This window comes from Arthrobacter cavernae (genome assembly GCF_017368795.1).
GTDB classification, from domain to species: domain Bacteria; phylum Actinomycetota; class Actinomycetes; order Actinomycetales; family Micrococcaceae; genus Arthrobacter; species Arthrobacter cavernae.
The window spans coordinates 1-18301 of the sequence record NZ_JAFNLL010000002.1 but is presented as its reverse complement, the minus strand read 5'-3'; the positions used below and the strand labels follow the sequence as shown (position 1 = coordinate 18301).

Sequence of the window (18301 nt, the reverse complement as noted above, 5' to 3'; positions counted from 1 at the left end):
GGCGTCCGGCAGGAGCGTCAGGTCCGTGGCAGGGACGCGTCGGCGGTCCCGAAGACGGGGCCCGGCGTCGGGCGTTTGGGTGAAATGCCGTCGCCCGAGGAGCGGTGCCGCAGCCTGCGGATCACCCACGGGACAAAGTATTCGCGCGCCCATACCAGGTCTTCGGAGCGCGCCTCGCGCCAGCTGCGCGGCGGCAGCGGTTTGGGAGAGCGCGGCTCCAGGGTGTGCGCCACGTTGAGTGATTCGAGCACCATCGCGGCAACGGTGTGGTGGCCCAGTGGCGAGAGGTGCAGCCGGTCCTCGTCCCACATTTGGGGGTCGGACAACTGCCGCAAGGACCACATGTCCGCGACCACGGCGTCGTGCCGGCCAGCCACGGTCCGCAGGTTCTCGTTGTAGATGGCCACCCTTCCCCGGATGCGGCCCAGCACGGACGACGCGACGTCGGGCCCGTTGAACAGCACCATGGTGGCGCCTCCGGAACTGAGTTCCTGGACGGCTGCATCGAGCTTGTCCGCCAGCACGTCGGGATCGCCGCCGGGCCGCAGGAGGTCGTTGCCGCCGGCGGAAATGGAGACGAGATCGGGTTTGAGCTCCAGGCACGGGCCGATCTGTTCGTCCACGATCTGTTGAAGCAAGCGGCCGCGGATGGCGAGGTTGGCGTAGGCGAAGTCACTGTGGCCTCGGCTGAGTTCTTCGGCCACACGATCTGCCCAGCCGCGGTGCCCGCCGGGGCTTTGCTGCTCGGGGTCACCGATGCCCTCGGTGAACGAATCCCCCAAAGCCACATAGCGGCTCCATGGGTGAGTCTGTCCGGCCCCGCCCGGCTTCACCATCGAATTGATGTCCCGCACGCTCATATCCTGCCCCGTCCACGTGAACCTACGCCGCCGTAGGCTGTTACCCATCAGTAACTGTAAGAATAGACCCATGACTGAAGTTGCCGCATTCTCCGCCCCTGTTGTCCTGTGGTCCCATGACGAGGAGGAGCGTGCCGGCAAGCCGCTGCTGGTGCTTCTGCACGGCTACGGTTCCAATGAGCAGGACCTTTTCAGCCTGGCGGGGATGCTGCCGCAGGAGTTCGTGGTGGCAGCGCTGCGCGCCCCGATGCCCATGGGCCCGGGCTTCACGTGGTTCCCGCTCACGGCCTCCATTGACTACTCGCTTGAGGCCGTAAAGCTCGCCGCGGAGTACGCACTGGAGTGGCTGGATACCGTGAAGGCCAACCACTCCTCAGTCACGCTGCTCGGCTTCTCCATGGGCATGGCCATGGCCACCACGCTGCTGCGCCAGCGCCCGGCGGACTTTGCCGCCGTCGTCGGGCTTTCAGGTTTCGCCGTCGACGCCGGTGCTGACGCCACGTTCCGCGACGCCGAACTGGACGGCACGGTGCCGCTCTTCTGGGGTCGCGACCAGCAGGATCCCGTCATCACACCGGACAAGATCGAATTCACCATCGGCTGGGTGCGCAAGCACGTGGACCTCACCAAGGTCCTCTACACGGGCATGTGGCACGGCATCAACCAGCAGGAAATCGGCCACGTGGGCGAATTCCTGAACCACAAGGTGCTCAGCAGCTAGCGCCGGCGGCACACGAGAGCCGGCGGCGATCAGGAGGCGGCGACGACCCTCACAGTATGGCCGTTCACGGTGACGGTGTCGCCGGCGTGGAGCTGGCGGCCGCGGCGGTCGTCGATCTCGCCGTTGACCTTGACCAGGCCGTTCTTGATGAGCTCCGTGGCCTCCACGCCGTCCTCCACCAGGTTGGCCAGTTTCAGCAACTGGCCGAGGCGGATCATGTCGTCGCGGATGGGGATCTCTTCGAATTCCGGGTTGCTCATACAAGCAATGATGCCTGAAGTAATGTGGTGACAATGCCGCAGCCTTCCCGCCGTCCCGCCATTCCTTTGCTGGCGGGTCTGCCCATTGCCATTGCCGCCGGACTTTTGATTCCGCTCCAGGGGCGCATCAACGGCGCCCTCGCGGGCCGCCTTGACGACGGCATCGCCGCGGCCGTGGTGAGCTTCACTACGGGGCTGGTCCTCATTACGGCCATCGCGCTGCTGCTGCCCAGGGGCAGGGCCGGGCTGGTGCGGGTCCTCCCGGCGGTCCGCGAGCGCAGCTTCCCGCGCTACTACGTCGCGGCCGGCGTCTTTGGAGCGTTTTTTGTCTTCGCCCAGTCCTTCACCGTGGGCCTGCTGGGTGTCGCACTGTTCACGGTGGCCGTGGTCACCGGGCAGACGCTGAGCGGCCTTCTGGTGGACCGGCTCGGGCTGGGCCCGGGCGGGCAGCGGGCCATCACCACGGTCCGTGTGCTCGGCAGCGTCCTGACCATTGCGGCGGTCGCCTGGGCCGTGTCCCCGCGTTTGGGCGGCGCCGCGGACGTCGCCTCCCTGCTGCTGCCGCTGCTCCTGCCGGTACTGGCGGGCTTCCTCATGAGTTTCCAGCAGGCCATGAACGGCACGGCCACCGTGCACTACGGCACCCCGATCGCCGCCACGCTGGTCAATTTTGTGGCCGGTGCCACCGTCCTGTGGATTGCCTGGGCCATCAAACTTGCGGTCGCGGGCGCGGGCAATCCGCTGCCGGCCGAGTGGTGGCTTTACCTTGGCGGCCCCATGGGTTGCGTTTTCATCGGGGTGGCCGCCCTGCTGGTCCGCGGCCTGGGCGTCCTGGTCACGGGGCTGGGAATGATTGCCGGCCAGTTGGTGGGTTCGCTGGTGCTCGACGTCGTGATCCCGGCGCCGGGATCGGTGGTCGCCTTGCCCACGGTGCTGGGCACCGTCCTGACCCTGGCCGCCATCATCGTGGCCACCCTTCCGTGGCCGAAGGGCGCGTTCAGGCGGGGAGCCCCGGCCAAAGGCCGGTAGGCTGGGACACGCAGTTCTCTGCAGATCTTTTCCTTCGCAGTACCCCGCCGGGCAGCACGTCCGGATCCGGGGCAATCACCGCGGACCGCACCCAGCGGCCCTGTAGAAATATGGAGTTCCCCATGGCAGCAAAATCCGTCCTTGACCAGGTCATTTCCCTCTCCAAGCGGAGAGGCTTTGTCTTCCAGGCCGGTGAAATCTATGGTGGTTCCCGCTCTGCATGGGATTACGGGCCCCTGGGTGCCGAGCTGAAGGAAAACATCAAGCGCCAGTGGTGGCAGAGCGTGGTCCGCGGACGCGAAGACGTGGTGGGCCTGGACTCCTCCGTCATCCTGCCCCGCCAGGTATGGGAAGCCTCCGGCCACGTCGAGGTCTTCTCCGACCCCCTGGTGGAGTGCCTGTCCTGCCACAAGCGCTACCGTGCCGACCACCTCGAGGAAGAGTACGAGGAAAAGAAGGGCCGCCCCGCCGAAAACGGCCTCAAGGACATTGCCTGCGCCAACTGCGGGACCCGCGGCGAGTGGACCGAACCGCATGAGTTCTCGGGCCTGCTGAAGACTTTCCTCGGCCCGGTGGCCAGCGAGGAAGGACTGCACTACCTGCGTCCTGAAACGGCCCAGGGCATCTTTGTGAACTTCAGCAACGTGCTCACCACGTCCCGGAAGAAGCCGCCGTTCGGCATCGGCCAGATCGGCAAGTCCTTCCGCAACGAGATCACGCCGGGCAACTTCATCTTCCGCACCCGGGAGTTCGAGCAGATGGAGATGGAATTCTTCGTCGAGCCCGGCACGGACGAGGAATGGCACCAGTACTGGATGAAGGAACGCATGTCCTGGTACACCGGCCTGGGTATCAGGGCCGAGAACCTTCGTTTCTTCGAGCACCCCCTGGACAAGCTGAGCCACTACTCCAAGGGCACCACGGACATCGAGTACCGCTTTGGCTTCCAGGGCTCCGAGTGGGGCGAGCTTGAGGGCATTGCCAACCGCACCGACTTCGACCTCTCCACGCACTCCAAGGCTTCGGGCCAGGACCTGAGCTACTTCAACCAGGCCACCGACGAGCGCTACACCCCGTACGTGATCGAACCCGCCGCCGGCCTGACCCGTTCCTTCATGGCGTTCCTGATCGACGCGTACACCGAGGACGAGGCGCCCAACACGAAGGGCGGCGTCGACGTCCGCACCGTGCTCAAGCTCGACCCGCGCCTGGCACCGGTCAAGGCAGCCGTGCTGCCGCTGAGCCGCAACGAGGACCTGTCGCCGAAGGCCAAGGCGCTGGGCACCCAGCTGCGCAAGAACTGGAACATCGACTTCGACGACGCCGGTGCCATCGGCCGCCGCTACCGCCGCCAGGACGAGATCGGCACCCCGTTCTGCATCACCGTGGACTTCGACACCCTCGAGGACCAGGCCGTCACGATCCGCGAGCGTGACACCATGAGCCAGGAACGCGTGTCCCTGGACAAGGTGGAGGGCTACCTGGCCGCACGGCTGATCGGCGCCTAGCCGTGGCTCTGGAGTACCGCGAATGGCGGGAGGGCGACGACCTCGCCCTCCTGCAGATCTGGGGTGACCCGGAAACCCTCCCGGCACAGCAGTTCCGTGCCGCCCTGGCCCCGTCCAGCAACCGCGGAAACGGCCGGCCGTGGCGCCGCTGCATCGTGGCCGAGGACGTGGTGGACGGCGTCGGCATCCCCGTCGCCGCAGCCGTGGTGCACGAGGCCTCGCTGCACCCGGAACGCCTGTGGGCCTACATCGAAGTGTCCCGGGACCACCGCCGCAGCGGCATCGGCGCCACCCTGCTGACCATGCTCCGCCGCGAAGCCGAGCAGTCGCCGTCGGGCGTTTCCAAGCTGCGCAGCAAAGTGGAGCCCGGCACCCCCGGGGCCGCGTTCGCGGAGTGGGCCGGCATGTCCACCATCCAGCGCTCGCAGCTGGTGGTGGTGCAGCCGGAGTCCCTCAGGCTGCCGGTGTTCGGCGACGGCTCCGAGGAAGCGGCCTCCGAGCAGGTGGAGGACCTGGCCACGGGCTCGGTGGAACTCAGCGACGTCGTGGGCCGGTACTACACCCACGTGCACCAGTGGGACAGCCCGGGGGAACTCAGCGTCGCCACCGTGCAGCGGCTGTTCCTCGATGACCTGACGGGCGCCCACGGCGCCATGGTGCTGCGCTCCCCGAAGGCCAGTGCCTTCGGCCAAGGCGTCCCGGCCAGCCGCAAGGGCAAGCTGCAGGCCTTCGCCATCAGCTACGCCCAGGGCAGTTCGGACCAGCCCTCGGACGTGTTCCTCGGCCACGAGCCGCAGCTTCCCGCCGAGGAGGCCCAGGCCGCCGTGCGGGACCTGCTGGCGCTAATCGCGTACCAGCACCCGGTCATGCTCGAAGTGGATGAGTCCATGGGTGCCCTGCGTGCGGTCCTGGCGCCGCTGCTGGACTCCGGCAAAGCCAGCCAGCGCGGTGCGGACACCATGATCGTCAGCGACTAGCATTTAGCCTCAGACGGACCCCGCCCGCATTCCTGCAGGCGGGGTCCGTCGTTTAAGCACGTTAGGGTTAAACCCATGGGTCATGGACATTCGCACGGAAACAACGGCCACGATGTGGCCACACCCGAGGCGCTCGCCTACCGGAAGAGGGCCAACTGGCTCCTCGCAGTGGTGCTCGTGCCGCTGGGCGTCCTGACCGCCGTCGCCATGCTGCTCATGTGGCCCTCCGGCAGCCGGGAAGGCGTCACCTTCGCGAGCCCCTACGCCGCGGCACCGGGCGTCACCTTCGACACCGGCCGGATCCAGAGCGTGGTGGAGGAAAGCTGCATGCAGGGCCCGCAGCCTGCCGGGCAGGCCGGCCAGGGCTCGCAGTGCACCTTCGCGTTCACCGAACCGGACAAGGGCGGAAGCCCCGTCAAGGTGGTCATCAACCCGGACGTGGCCAAGTCCCACGGCGTGGACGTTGGCGACACCATCCGCTACCTGAATCTTTCCGGCGTCCAGGGCGCATCGCCCGGCAGCGGATCGCCGTCGTACGTCTTTGTGGACTTCGTCCGCAGCGTGCCGGTCGTCCTGCTGGCGGTGCTCTACGCCGTGGTGGTCATCGCCGTGGCGCGCTGGCGCGGCTTCCGTGCACTCTTGGGCCTGCTGGGAGCGTACGCCGTGCTGGTCAGCTTCATCCTGCCCGGGCTGGTGGAAGGCAAGCCGCCGCTGCTGCTGGCACTGGTGGGCTCCACGGTGATCATGATCGGCGTGCTCTATTTCGCCCACGGCTTCTCGGCGAGAACCTCAACGGCCTTGCTGGGGACCATCTTCGGCCTGGGCATCACCGCCTTGCTGGCGGCGTGGGCGACCGACGTGGCCAACCTTGCCGGCGTCGGGAACCACGACGCCGCCACCCTGGTGAACATGTCCGGCCAGATCTCCATCTCCGGCATCATCCTGTGCGGACTCATCATCTCGGGGCTCGGTGTCCTCAACGACGTCACCATCACCCAGTCCTCCGCGGTGTGGGAGCTGTATGAACTCGCCCCGCAGACGAGCGCGCGCAAGCTCTTCACCTCTGCCATGCGGATCGGCCGCGACCACATCGCCTCCACCGTCTACACCATCGCCTTCGCCTACGCGGGCGCGGCCCTGCCCATCCTCATCATCGTGATGCTCTACGACCGCCCCGTCGCGGAGGCCCTCACCAGCGCCGAGCTGTCCGAGGAAGTGGTCCGCACCCTGGTGGGCTCCATCGGCCTGGTCCTGGCCATCCCGGTCACCACACTGATCGCGGTGCTCGTGGTCAAGGCCACCGGTACCAAGCGGCTGGCGGCCGCCGGCACCCAGCCGGACGTCGCCTCCCAGTCAGCCGGTACCCAGTCAGCCGCCGACGCCGGCAACGTCCGCGAGCTTGAAGCCTCACCTCAGTCCCTGGACGCCTATGCCTCGCTCGACACCGGCGAGCTCGCCGCCGTCGTCGAGACGCGCAGGCAGCGGCGTGAGGCGGAGCGCCGCGCCGCCGAAGGCCGTTCCTGAGGGTCCGTCGTCGACGATTTGCCCCGCTTTGCGACAATGGATGGGTGACTGTAGTAGCAACACCCCCTGCGCCCAAGCTCGAACTGCCCCCGCTGCAGCTGGGCAGGATCACCGTGGACACCCCCGTGATCCTGGCCCCGATGGCCGGCATCACCAACTCGGCGTTCCGCCGCCTGTGCCGTGAATACGGCGGCGGCCTGTACGTGGCCGAGATGGTGACCTCCCGGGCCCTCGTTGAGCGCACCCCCGAGTCACTGCGCATCATCTCGCACGACGACGACGAAAAGGTCCGCTCCGTCCAGCTTTACGGCGTGGACCCCGTGACGGTCGGGCAGGCCGTCCGCATGCTTGTCGAGGAAGACCGCGCAGACCACATCGACCTCAACTTCGGCTGCCCCGTGCCCAAGGTCACGCGGCGCGGCGGCGGCTCGGCACTGCCCTGGAAGATCGACCTCTTCACCTCGATCGTGCAGACCGCCGTCAAGGAAGCGTCAAAGGGCGGCATCCCCCTGACCATCAAGATGCGCAAGGGCATCGACGAGGACCACCTGACCTACCTCGAAGCCGGCCGCATTGCCCGCGATTCCGGCGTCGCCGCCGTCGCCCTGCACGGCCGCACGGCCGCGCAGTTCTACTCCGGCCAGGCCGACTGGTCCGCCATCGCCCGCCTGCGCGAGGCACTCCCGGACGTCCCCGTGCTGGGCAACGGCGATATCTGGTCCGCCGAGGACGCCGTGCGCATGGTCCGTGAAACCGGGATCGACGGCGTGGTGGTGGGCCGCGGCTGCCAGGGCCGCCCCTGGCTCTTCGGCGACCTCCAGGCCGCCTTCGAAGGCAGCGACCACCGGCACCGCCCGGGCCTGCGCCAGGTGGCGGAAGGCGTCTACCGGCACGCCGAGCTCATGGTCGAAACCTTCGGCAACGACGAATACAAGGCGCTGCGCGAAATCCGCAAGCACATGGCCTGGTACTTCAAGGGCTACGTGGTGGGCGGGGAACTGCGCGCCAAGCTGGCCACCGTGCCCACCCTGGAAGTGCTGCGCGAGCTGCTCGAACAGCTGGACATGGACCTGCCGTACCCGGGCATCGATTCGGAGGGCCCGCGCGGCCGTGCCGGCTCGCCCAAGAAGCCTGCCCTGCCCAAGGACTGGCTGCTGAGCCGGCAGATGGACGCCGAGCAGACCCGCGACATTGCCGCGGCAGAACTGGACGTTTCAGGCGGCTAGCGCCAATCGTGGAAGACTGGCGTGCATAGGCGCCGTTCGAGCGGCGCCGGAGGAGGCAGATACCCATGGGAACTGAAGCAATGTCTGCACTGGGCCATATGGGAGGGACGGGCCGTACCGGAAGCACGTCCGGGGCCGGCCACGCCGGCACCGGCTACACGGAGGCCGACTCCGCCCGCTGGGTGGAGGAGCCCCGCAAGAACACCTACCGCTCGGACTTCGAACGTGACCGCGCCCGGGTGCTGCACTCCTCGGCCCTGCGCCGCCTGGGCGCCAAGACGCAGGTGGTGGCCCCGGATACCGACGACTTCGTCCGCACCCGGCTGACCCACAGCCTGGAGGTGGCCCAGGTGGGCCGCGAGCTCGGCCGTGCCCTGGGCTGCGATCCCGACGTCGTGGATACGGCGTGCCTGAGCCACGACCTCGGCCATCCGCCCTTCGGCCACAACGGCGAATCCGCCCTCAACGAGGTGGCGCACGCGATCGGCGGCTTCGAGGGCAACGCCCAGACCCTGCGCCTGCTGACCCGGCTCGAACCCAAGGTCCTTTCCGCCGACGGCCAGCCCGCCGGGCTCAACCTCACCCGGGCCAGCCTCGACGCCGCGTCCAAGTACCCGTGGTCCGCCGGGGACGCCCCGGTCATCCACGGCCACCGGACCAGCAAATTCGGCGCCTACGAGGACGACCTTCCCGTCTTCACCTGGCTCCGCGAAGGCGCCAGCGGCAGCCGCTCCTGCATCGAGGCCCAGGTGATGGACCTCGCGGACGACATCTCCTACTCCGTCCACGACGTCGAAGACGCCATTGTGGCCGGCCACTTCCAGCTCAAATGGCTGGACAACCCGGACCACCGCGCCCGCGTGGTGGGCTACACCCGGCAGTGGTACCTGCCGCACAATGATCCCGCGGACATCGACGCCGCACTGGCGCGCCTCGAAGCCACCAAGGTGTGGGTCCGGGAGGCCGACGGCAGCCGCAAGTCCATGGCAGCCCTGAAGGACATGACCAGCCAGCTGATCGGCCGCTTCTGCCAGAGCGCCATGGAGACCACCCGCAGCCACTTCGGCCCGGAGAACCTCACCCGCTACAGCGCCGAGCTCATGGTCCCCGAGGACACCGTGACCGAAATCGCCGTGCTCAAGGGCCTCGCCACCACGTTCGTGATCTCCACGGACCACCGCCAGCCGGTCTACGAACGGCAGCGCGAAGTGCTGCATGCCCTGGTCGGCGTGCTCAACGCCGGCGGCGACCGGCACCTGGAGCCGATGTTCGCCGCGGACTGGCGCGAGGCTCCCGACGACGCCGCACGGCTCCGTGTGGTCATCGACCAGGTGGCCTCGCTCACCGACGGTTCCGCCCTGGCCATGTACGAACGCCTCGTGGGCAGCCTGCCCTCCCTCTGGTAGAGCCGGGGCCGCGGCCCCGCGCGGCGGCCTGCCAGCGACTAGGATGGACAGGTGGCTGGCCTGATTAAACGTGAAGATATCGACGAAGTACGCCAGCGCACGGACATCAAGGAAGTCGTTGACGGCTATGTCACCCTCAAGGGTGCCGGCCTGGGCACGTACAAGGGCCTGTGCCCCTTCCACGATGAGCGATCGCCCTCCTTCACCGTCCGCCCCCAGGTGGGGCGCTACCACTGCTTCGGCTGCGGCGAGGACGGTGATGCGATCTCCTTCGTCCAGAAGATGGACCACACCTCCTTCCACGAGGCCGTCGAGAAGCTCGCCGCCCGGATCGGCTATGAGCTGCGCTATGAAGACGGCGGCAGCGGCCCCAACCGCGAGGAAGTGGGTAAACGCCAGCGGCTCCTGGATGCCCACAAGATCGCCGACGAATTCTTCCGCTCCCAGCTCCTGACGCCGGGAGCCGCCGAGGCCCGGAACTTCCTGGACGGCCGCGGCTTCGACCGCGCTGCCGCGGAACAGTTCGGCGTCGGCTATGCGCCGCAGGGCTGGGACGCCCTCCTGAAGCACCTCCGCGGGCGGGGCTTCACGGACGCGGAACTGAAATTGACCGGGATGTTTTCCGAGGGAAACCGGGGTATTTACGACCGTTTCCGGGGCAGGCTCATCTGGCCCATCCGGGACATCGCCGGCGACACCATCGGCTTCGGCGCCCGCAAGCTCTACGAGGACGACCAGGGCCCCAAGTACCTGAACACCCCCGAGACCACGCTCTACAAAAAGTCCCAGGTCCTCTACGGGATCGACCTCGCCAAACGGAACATCGCCAAGGAACGCCAGCTGGTGGTGGTGGAAGGCTACACGGACGTGATGGCCTGCCACCTCTCAGGAATCCCGACGGCGGTGGCGACCTGCGGCACCGCGTTCGGCACCGAGCACATCAAGATCGCCCGCCGCCTGCTGTCCGACGACGGCAGCGGGGGAGAAGTCATCTTCACCTTCGACGGAGACGCCGCAGGCCAGAAGGCTGCCCTGCGCGCCTTTGAGGAGGACCAGCGCTTCACCGCCCAGACCTATGTGGCCGTGGAACCCACCGGGGCGGACCCCTGCGAGCTGCGCCAGGCCCGGGGCGACGCCGCCGTGCGGGAGCTGATCGGCAGCCGCCGTCCGCTGTTCGAGTTCGCGATCAAGGCCACACTGAGGCGCCACAACCTGGACACCGTGGAAGGCCGCGTGGCCGCACTGCGCGAGGCGGCCCCCGTGGTGGCCCAGATCCGCGATGCCGGCATGCGCCCTGCCTATACGCGGGAACTGGCAGGCTGGCTGGGGACGCCCATCGAGGAAGTCAGCCGCTCCGTGGGCGCCGCGGCCAAGCGCGCGGCCACCGGCGTGCAGGCGCCGTCGGGCACCTCCACGGCGCCGGCGGGGCAGCAGCCCCGGGGCTCCGCCTCGTCCGGACAGGCAGCGGTAGGGCAGGCAATCGCAGGGCAGGCTGCGGCAGGGCAGGCTGCGGGAGCACCGCCGTCGGGGGCTCCTGCCTTCATGCGGCCGGATCCGCGGGACCCGGTGGCGGCAATGGAGCGGCAGGCCCTCGAAGTGGTCCTGCAGGAGCCCGGTGTGCTGGACGGCGCAGCGTGGCCGCAGTTCGAGGCCTCCTACTTCTCCACGCCCGCCTATGCGGCCGTGCACACCGCCATCAGGGCCACGGGCCCCGGCCCCGCATCTGATCCCGTGGGCTGGGTGGAACACATCCGCCAGGAGGTCCCGGAGCCGCTGCGGGCCCTCGTGTCCGAACTTGCCGTGACCCCGCTGCCGGCCAATACGGCCGAAGCCATGCAGCGTTACTGCCGGGACATCCTGGCGCGGCTCTTCGAGCTGCAGATCACCCGGATCAAGGCCGACAAGATGGGTCAGCTGCAACGCCTCGATGCCGCGGCGCATCCGGAGGACTTCCAGCGCCTCAACCGCGAGGTGATGCAGCTCGAAATGCAGCGCCGTGCCCTTCGCTCGGACAGCTGAGCAGCCCCGGAAGCCACCCCAGGCCCCCTCCTGGAGCCGATTTCGTTTTCCGGCAGGGCCCTGTTAAGCTAGTACACGCTTCATTCCTCCGTAGCTCAATTGGCAGAGCATTCGACTGTTAATCGAAGGGTTACTGGTTCAAGTCCAGTCGGAGGAGCTTTAGACGGGAATCCCCGCCAGCCGTGTGCTGGCGGGGCTTTTTCGTTGAAGCCTTCGGGGCAGGCCGACGGCGAAGGGCAGGGCTCGGACATCATGCGTACCCTGGATGGCGAGCAGTCCAGGGCGTGGGTGGCGGTTCCCTCCCGGCAAGGGCCGCAACCCTTGCCGGGAGGCCTCCCCGGCGCCGATTTCACATTCCGGCAAAACCTTTGCTAAAGTCATAACCGCTTCATTCCTCCGTAGCTCAATTGGCAGAGCATTCGACTGTTAATCGAAGGGTTACTGGTTCAAGTCCAGTCGGAGGAGCACAAAGGTCCCGTACCGGCATTCAGCCGGTACGGGACCTGTTTTTTGTTGTGTTTTTGCTTCTGTGGACTGTGCATTTTCTGCGGACTGTGCAATTCGAAAATTGTTCAGACGAAGTCCATTTCCACCTGTAGGAACCGTGCGGCCTCGGCGACGGCCGCCTCGAAGGCCTCCTGCTCGGTGGGCGGGGTCCTGGGCTCGCGGGGATGCCACTCATGGGCCGCGGAGTGCACTCGCGTGAAGCCGGTGCCAGGCGGCGCGTAGAAGATCCCGAAGCGCTGCACGGGCCACTCGGGGGACGTCTCCGGGGCCACCAGCAGTGCGGCGTTGGCGGCCGGGTTGAACCACTGGGCGATCGGGCGCCGGCGGTCTTCCGTGAAGAGCCCTGCCGCATAGAGGGCAGCGGACTGCGCGCTGGTCACCGAGCACAGCCGCTCCCACCACAGAGGCAGGATGCGGTCATCGCGTCGCTGCCACGGGGCGGGAAGAGGGTGCAGTTCCTGCCAATGGGGCATGGTTCAACTTTATCGCCGGGCACCGGCAGGGAACAGGGCCGGGATCTAGTCCCGGTTCCAGGGGCCGGGATTGATCCGGTACAGGATGGCAGCCCCAACGACGGCGCCCAGGAGCGCGCCCAGGACGGCCATGCCGGCGGCGCGGCCCAGAAGAGCACCCACGACGGCGCCGAGCACGGCACCGAGGAAAAGTCCCCGGCCGTTGCGGTGCGGTTGTTGCGCCATGGCCGCTAGTGGATCGAGGGAACGGTGCGCGGGCGGACCACGAGCCACAGCGCTGCTACGGCGGCCGCGATGCAGACGGCCTGCACGGCACCCATCGGAACCGCGGTGCTCACACCCAGGGCGCCGACCACGGGTGGGACAATTCCGGCCATCATGAATTGTGCCGCGCCAAGCAGGGACGCTGCCGTTCCGGCCTGGGCGCCGTGGTTTGCCAGGGCGAGCACCTGGACGCAGGGGAACATGAACCCGGTGGCGAAGATGTAGAACCAGAGCGGAATGAGGATCCCCCACAACCCGAAGTGAAGGAGGTCGAACACCACGATCAAAGCCGCAGTCAGCAGCATGAAGGCTGTTGCCCCGGCCATGATCCACTGCGGCGCGATCCGCTTGATTGCCCGGGAACTGATCTGCACGCCGGCCACGATGCCCAGCGAGTTGATGCCGAAGAGCACGCCGTAGGCCTGCGGCGAGAATCCGTAGACCTGCTGGAAGAGGAACGTGGACGCCGAGAGGTAGGCGAAGAGGCCGCCGAAGTTCAGACTGCCCACCAGGAGCATGCCGATGAAGACGCGGTCGGTCAGGACGGTTTTGTACCGCTGGGCGACAGTACTGGTGGACTTGCCGCGCAGTTCGGCGGGAAGGGTCTCCCTGATCAGGAAGATTGAGGCGATGATGACCAGGGTCCCGTAGCCCGCCAGGAAGTAGAAGATTCCAGGCCACGGTGAGACGAGCAGGAGTTGGGAGCCGATGACCGGGGCAAGGATCGGCGCCAGGCCGTTGACCAGCGACATCCGGGAGAACATGCGCACCATGGCGTAGCCGTGGAAGAGGTCGCGCACCATGGCCATGGCCACGACGCCGCCGCCGGCCGCGCCGACGCCCATCAAGACGCGGAAGAGGGACAGCGTGCCGATGTCTGTGGAGAGTGCCGCCCCAACTGACGAGGCGATGTGCAGCGCGGTGGCCAGGATGAGGGGCATCCGGCGCCCGAACTTGTCGCTCAGGGGTCCCACGACGAGTTGGCCGAGTCCAAAGCCCACCGTGGTGCCGGTCAGGGTGAGTTGGATCGCGGCGGCGGACACTCCGAAGCTCTCCTCCAGGGCAGGGAATGCTGGAAGGTAGAGGTCCACAGTGAAGGGGCCCAGGGCGGTCAGGGCTCCCAGGAGGAGGATGTAGAGGAGTTTTTCGCGTCGGTTCAGGGAAATTTCCGGAGTTGTGGGACTGGTCACGACTACCAATCCTATGGCCGCAAGATCATATTTATACAGGGCCCGGCTGGCGCGCCGCGGCGCAGTTCCGGAAATGGCCGGCGGGCCTGAATGATAGTTTTGTGGACAGGCGCGCGCCGGCCCGGCTTTCGTGTCAGCGCAGCCGCAGGACACGAATCCAAAAGGAAGCAGCAGGGCGGAACCCATGAGTGGACGTCACACCGGCAGGACAGGACATGCGCCGGGAATCCGCGCCCTCCCGAAGACCCTCAAACTTGTCGCACGTCTTGCGCCGCGGCAGCTCAATGACGAGATCAACCTGGCCAAGGCGGAGCTCAAGCGCAAGGGCAACCAGCTGGGCGTTGCCGGGGCTTTCTTCGGTGTTGCGCTGGTCTTCCTATCCCTTCTCGTCATCGCCCTCGTGGTCGCCGCCGTCATGGGCCTGGCGACCATCATGCCCGCCTGGCTTGCCGCGTTGCTCGTCTCCGCGTTTTTCCTGGTGATCGTGCTGCTCGGCGGCATGATCGGCTACCTGAAATTCAAGAAGGCCTTGCCCCTGGTTCCCGGGAAAACCATCCAGGGGCTCAAGCACGATCTGGGCATCGCCAAGGAGGGCACTGCCTTCGACGCTTCCTCGCTTGATCCGGCGTCGGAGGCTGCACAGGCGGCCAAGGCCGCCAAAGCTGCGGCAGCGGAAACGGCCAAGGCGGAGAAAGCCGCGAAGGCCGCCGCCCACGATGCCGACGCGCCCAAGCCGGCCAGCGAGGCGGAACTTGAACGCCGGCTGAAACAGCGCCGTGAACACCTCGCCGGTGTCCGCGACCACCTCGGCACCGAACTCGATATCAAGACGCAGGGCAGGGTATTGCTGGATGCCGCGGGGGAGCAGCTCCGCAACGGCGGCCAGTTCGCTTCCAGCAAGCTGGCCGGCCTTGCCGGGTCGGTGCCTCCTGGACTCCCCGAACGGCTGGCCGCACGGTGGAAGGATCTACTGGCGTTCGCCGCGGCCGGCACCGTCCTGGTGGTTGCCCTGCGGAAGCTGCTCAGGAAGTAGGCCGCTCCGGCGGCAAGCTGTTGGCATCGGATCAGGAAAGGGGGGACAGATGAGGCTCATGGGCGCCGGCTCACACCCGGACAAACCACAGGTCGATCACGACCTCATCTTAACCGTGCCCAATTTCCTGACTGTGCTGCGCTTCATGGGCGTGCCGCTGTTCGTGTGGCTCGTGCTCTGGCAGCAGGAGTACGGCTATGCTGTGCTGGTGCTGGCCATCATGGGCAGCACGGACTGGATCGACGGCTACGTCGCCCGCCGCTTCGACCAGGCCTCCAAGCTGGGCCGGATCATGGACCCTGTGGCAGACCGCGTGGCGCTCATCGCCGTCGCCGTCACGCTGGCGATCGCCGGCGTCGTGCAATGGTGGTACCTGGCGGCGCTGGTGGTCCCCGACGCCGTCCTGGCGGTCGCCTCCTGGAAGTATTTCCGCGGCCACCCCGACCTTCCCGTGAGCCGGATCGGAAAGATCCGCACGGGCCTCCTGCTGCTCGGCACGCCGCTCCTGGTGCTCTCCAAGCTGACGGTCCCCTTTGCCGGGACGTACTTCGTGCTCGCCTGGATCTCCCTGGGCCTGGGCCTGCTGGGGCACTGGGTGGCCGCCTGGAACTACTTCTGGGCGATCCTGCGTAAGGGCAAGGATCTTGAGCCCGACGACGATCTTGACCCCGGCGACGATCTTGACCCCGGCGACGATCTTGACCCCGGCGACGGCGGGCGGAGCTGATGGTCTGGCTGGCGGTCCTCCTGGCGGTGCTCGGCGCCTTCTTCCTCGCCATCGGCGCGCAACGCCAGGGCAGTGCGGTGAAGGCCGATACCGGCGGACTGGCCCTGAGCTCGCACGGTTTCCTGCGCCTGCTCCGCAACCCCCGGTGGGTGCTCGGCCTGCTGCTGCTGTGCACGGGCATGGCCATGAACGCCGTGGCACTGGTGACCGCGCCGCTGACCGTTGTACAGCCGATCGGGGCCATCGCCCTAGTGATTACCACGGTGGTCAACGCCAAGGACCAGGGCCTGAGCATCAACCGTGCCACCGTGGTGGCCATTACCTGCTGCGTCACGGGATCGGCGCTGTTTGTGCTGCTCGCCGTCAACGCCACGCAGGAAAACCACCATGTGAACACCGACGACGAACTCACCATCGTGCTGCTGCTCGCCCTCGCCGTGGGACTGTTCGGGACGCTCGCCGTCATGTTCAAGCACCGGATGAGCGCCTTCGTCTACATCCTGGGTGCCGGCGTGCTGTTCGGCTTCGTGGCGGTGCTCACCCGCATCATCGGCAAGCACCTGCTGGACCCGAACGGGCTGTTCCTGCTCAACGTCCAGTGGTACTCCGTGGTGGCCATCGCCGCGGCGGGCGGACTCGGCTCCTGGTTCGTCCAGAGCGCCTATTCGGGCGGCCCGCCGGACCTCGTGATTGCCGGGCTGACCGTGATCGACCCCATCGTGGGCATTGCGATCGGCATCGCGATCCTTGGTGAGCTTCGTCCCGATGTCCACGCCGTGCTGGCGATCGCCATGGCTGCGGCCGCTTCCCTTGCTATCGTGGGGGTTATTGCCCTGAGCCGGCATCATCCGGAAGTGACCAAACACAAAAAGGACGCGAAGGCCGCCGCAGGCCGGAAAGCCTAGGGCAACAGCTGCAGCACGCGCCGCCGCTCTCTGCGGACCGGCAACCCCGCGACAGCACAGCACTGGCAGCTCAGTGTTGTCCGCACCGTGAACATCAGGAGTTCTCCACGTGACCATTCCCGAAACCAACAAACCCCTCACCATCTTGATTGCGGCGGATACGTACCCGCCGCACGTCAACGGTGCTGCGCAGTTCGGGTACCGACTCGCCAAGGGGATGACCGGCCGGGGGCACAATGTCCACGTGCTGGCCTGCCGGGCAGACAACGGTAAGAGCTACACGGAATTCCGGGACGAGGCCACCGTGCACCGCCTGCGCTCCCACGGGGTATGGACACACGAATACTTCCGCATCTGCTTCCCGTGGGAGATCAAGAAGGAAATCAGCCTGCTCTTTGACAAGGTGCAGCCGGACGTCGTCCACATCCAGAGCCACTACATGATCGGCGAACACGTGCTGTACGAGGCCGTGAAGCGCGGCATCCGCGTGGTGGCCACCAACCACTTCATGCCGGAAAACCTGAACCCGTTCCTGCCCTTCCCGCAGTGGTTCAAGGACATCGTGGGCCGCATCTCCTGGAAGGACATGGGCAAGGTCATGGGCAAGGCGGACGTTGTCACCACGCCCACGCCCCTCGCCGCCAAGGCCATGCGCCAGCACGCTTTCCTGCACGAGGTCCTGCCGCTGTCCAACGGCATCGACGCCGCAGCCTATGAACTGCAGCCGGGTGAGGTCATCGAACCGCATGCCAAGCCCACGGTCATGTTCGCCGGGCGCCTGGCGGAGGAAAAGCACGTGGACGTGCTGATCGACGCCGTTGCCAAGACCCCCAAGGAACTCGACGTCCACCTCGAAATCGTGGGCGGCGGCGAGGTCCGCCCGGCCCTGGAAGCACAGGTCGCACGGCTCGGTCTTGGCAGCCGCGTGAAGTTCCTGGGCCTGGCCAGCGACGAAGACCTCCGCGAGGCATACATCCGGGCGGACATCTTCTGCATGCCCGGCACCGCGGAACTGCAGTCCCTGGTGACCCTCGAGGCCATGTCCGCGTCCACGCCCGTCCTCCTGGCCAATGCCATGGCCCTGCCGCACCTGGTGCGGGACGGCGAGAACGGCTACCTCTTCACCCCGAACGACAGCGGCGAGCTGGCGGCGAAGATCACCACGCTGCTGACCTTGCCCGCGGAGCAGCTGGAAGCCATGGGCAGGGCCAGCCGTGCCATGGTGGAACCGCACAGCATCGAAGGCACGCTGCAGACCTTTGAGGACTTGTACCGCGGGGCCTCGTACGCTGAAAAGGCAGGGTGAGCCGACCACACGCGTGGAGGGGCGACGCTGTATGGCGCGGCCGGTGACGGTAAGGCGCCCGTTTGCCATTAGTATTGCTAGAGTGTTTTGCCCGGCCCGCTTTCTTGAAGCGGGATCCGGCGGCACCACGGGGCTATAGCTCAGCTGGTTAGAGCGCGGGACTCATAATCCTAAGGTCCTCGGTTCAAGTCCGAGTAGCCCTACAACAAATGCACGCAAGGAGCCGTGGCCGACGTTTCGACGTCGGCCACGGCTCCTTTCGTTTCAGGCAGTTTCATTGCGGTGTTGGCCTCGCGTGCGGTATGTTACTCGTAAGTAACTTACTGATGAGTACTAATGAAGGAGCTCCATGTCCAAGGCAGCCAT

At 67.0% G+C, this 18301-nt stretch carries 17 protein-coding genes and 3 tRNA genes; 15 read left to right on the top strand and 5 right to left on the bottom strand.

Features of this window, described 5'->3' with window-relative positions; all coding sequences use genetic code 11:
- Positions 1–17: 17 nt before the first annotated feature.
- Complete coding sequence (locus J1902_RS00110) at positions 18–860, bottom strand: SGNH/GDSL hydrolase family protein (protein ID WP_242701410.1); 843 nt, start codon at positions 858–860, stop codon at positions 18–20.
- A 70-nt stretch (positions 861–930) separates the two neighbouring features.
- Here J1902_RS00110 and J1902_RS00105 point away from each other — a divergent pair, with 70 nt between their 5' ends.
- On the top strand, positions 931–1581 hold the full coding sequence (locus J1902_RS00105) for an alpha/beta hydrolase (protein WP_207614163.1): 651 nt from the start codon (positions 931–933) through the stop codon (positions 1579–1581).
- A gap of 29 nt (positions 1582–1610) precedes the next feature.
- On the opposite strand, the gene J1902_RS00100 is transcribed toward J1902_RS00105, so the two are convergent.
- Positions 1611–1841 (bottom strand): RNA-binding S4 domain-containing protein, encoded by a 231-nt coding sequence (locus J1902_RS00100; RefSeq protein WP_207614162.1) that lies wholly within the window; start codon positions 1839–1841, stop codon positions 1611–1613.
- A gap of 33 nt (positions 1842–1874) precedes the next feature.
- Here J1902_RS00100 and J1902_RS00095 point away from each other — a divergent pair, with 33 nt between their 5' ends.
- From J1902_RS00095 to J1902_RS00055, 9 genes are all read left to right on the top strand, one after another.
- The gene (locus J1902_RS00095) at positions 1875–2870 is read left to right on the top strand and encodes a DMT family transporter (protein ID WP_207614161.1); all 996 of its coding nucleotides are present in this window, start codon (positions 1875–1877) and stop codon (positions 2868–2870) included.
- Positions 2871–2992: 122 nt separating this feature from the next.
- Positions 2993–4378 (top strand): glycine--tRNA ligase, encoded by a 1386-nt coding sequence (locus tag J1902_RS00090; protein WP_207614160.1) that lies wholly within the window; start codon positions 2993–2995, stop codon positions 4376–4378.
- Positions 4379–4380: 2 nt separating this feature from the next.
- Complete coding sequence (locus J1902_RS00085; RefSeq protein ID WP_207614159.1) at positions 4381–5355, top strand: GNAT family N-acetyltransferase; 975 nt, start codon at positions 4381–4383, stop codon at positions 5353–5355.
- A 75-nt stretch (positions 5356–5430) separates the two neighbouring features.
- Complete coding sequence (locus J1902_RS00080) at positions 5431–6879, top strand: YibE/F family protein (RefSeq protein ID WP_207614158.1); 1449 nt, start codon at positions 5431–5433, stop codon at positions 6877–6879.
- A 44-nt stretch (positions 6880–6923) separates the two neighbouring features.
- Entirely contained in the window at positions 6924–8105 is a 1182-nt protein-coding gene (gene dusB, locus J1902_RS00075; RefSeq protein ID WP_207614157.1) for a tRNA dihydrouridine synthase DusB, read from the top strand.
- A 98-nt stretch (positions 8106–8203) separates the two neighbouring features.
- The gene (locus J1902_RS00070) at positions 8204–9511 is read left to right on the top strand and encodes a deoxyguanosinetriphosphate triphosphohydrolase (RefSeq protein WP_372434311.1); all 1308 of its coding nucleotides are present in this window, start codon (positions 8204–8206) and stop codon (positions 9509–9511) included.
- Positions 9512–9562: 51 nt separating this feature from the next.
- A complete protein-coding gene (gene dnaG / locus J1902_RS00065; protein WP_207614155.1) occupies positions 9563–11530 on the top strand; it encodes a DNA primase in 1968 nt (655 codons plus the stop codon).
- 84 nt (positions 11531–11614) lie between these two features.
- Positions 11615–11687 (top strand) — tRNA-Asn (locus tag J1902_RS00060).
- 235 nt (positions 11688–11922) lie between these two features.
- Positions 11923–11995 (top strand) — tRNA-Asn (locus J1902_RS00055).
- 107 nt (positions 11996–12102) lie between these two features.
- On the opposite strand, the gene J1902_RS00050 is transcribed toward J1902_RS00055, so the two are convergent.
- The 3 genes from J1902_RS00050 to J1902_RS00040 are packed head-to-tail and all read right to left on the bottom strand — an operon-like array spanning position 12103 to position 14150.
- Entirely contained in the window at positions 12103–12510 is a 408-nt protein-coding gene (locus J1902_RS00050; RefSeq protein ID WP_207614154.1) for a hypothetical protein, read from the bottom strand.
- A gap of 45 nt (positions 12511–12555) precedes the next feature.
- Entirely contained in the window at positions 12556–12735 is a 180-nt protein-coding gene (locus J1902_RS00045; protein WP_207614153.1) for a YMGG-like glycine zipper-containing protein, read from the bottom strand.
- A 5-nt stretch (positions 12736–12740) separates the two neighbouring features.
- Positions 12741–14150: a multidrug effflux MFS transporter gene (locus J1902_RS00040; protein ID WP_207614152.1), complete on the bottom strand. Its 1410-nt coding sequence runs from the start codon at positions 14148–14150 to the stop codon at positions 12741–12743.
- On the opposite strand from J1902_RS00040, the gene J1902_RS00035 reads away from it, so the two are divergent.
- The 5 genes from J1902_RS00035 to J1902_RS00015 all read left to right on the top strand — a co-directional run bounded on the left by J1902_RS00035 (position 14149) and on the right by J1902_RS00015 (position 18138).
- A complete protein-coding gene (locus J1902_RS00035) occupies positions 14149–14997 on the top strand; it encodes a phage holin family protein (RefSeq protein ID WP_207614151.1) in 849 nt (282 codons plus the stop codon). The genes J1902_RS00040 and J1902_RS00035 overlap by 2 nt on opposite strands.
- A gap of 49 nt (positions 14998–15046) precedes the next feature.
- Positions 15047–15724, top strand: coding sequence for a CDP-alcohol phosphatidyltransferase family protein (locus J1902_RS00030; protein WP_207614150.1), 678 nt, complete (start codon positions 15047–15049; stop codon positions 15722–15724).
- Positions 15724–16629, top strand: coding sequence for a DMT family transporter (locus J1902_RS00025; RefSeq protein WP_207614149.1), 906 nt, complete (start codon positions 15724–15726; stop codon positions 16627–16629). Before J1902_RS00030 ends, J1902_RS00025 begins: the two co-directional genes overlap by 1 nt.
- A gap of 109 nt (positions 16630–16738) precedes the next feature.
- Positions 16739–17935, top strand: a complete 1197-nt coding sequence (locus tag J1902_RS00020) for a glycosyltransferase (protein ID WP_207614148.1) — start codon at positions 16739–16741, stop codon at positions 17933–17935.
- A gap of 129 nt (positions 17936–18064) precedes the next feature.
- A tRNA-Ile gene (locus tag J1902_RS00015) sits at positions 18065–18138 on the top strand.
- The last annotated feature ends 163 nt before the right edge of the window (positions 18139–18301 follow it).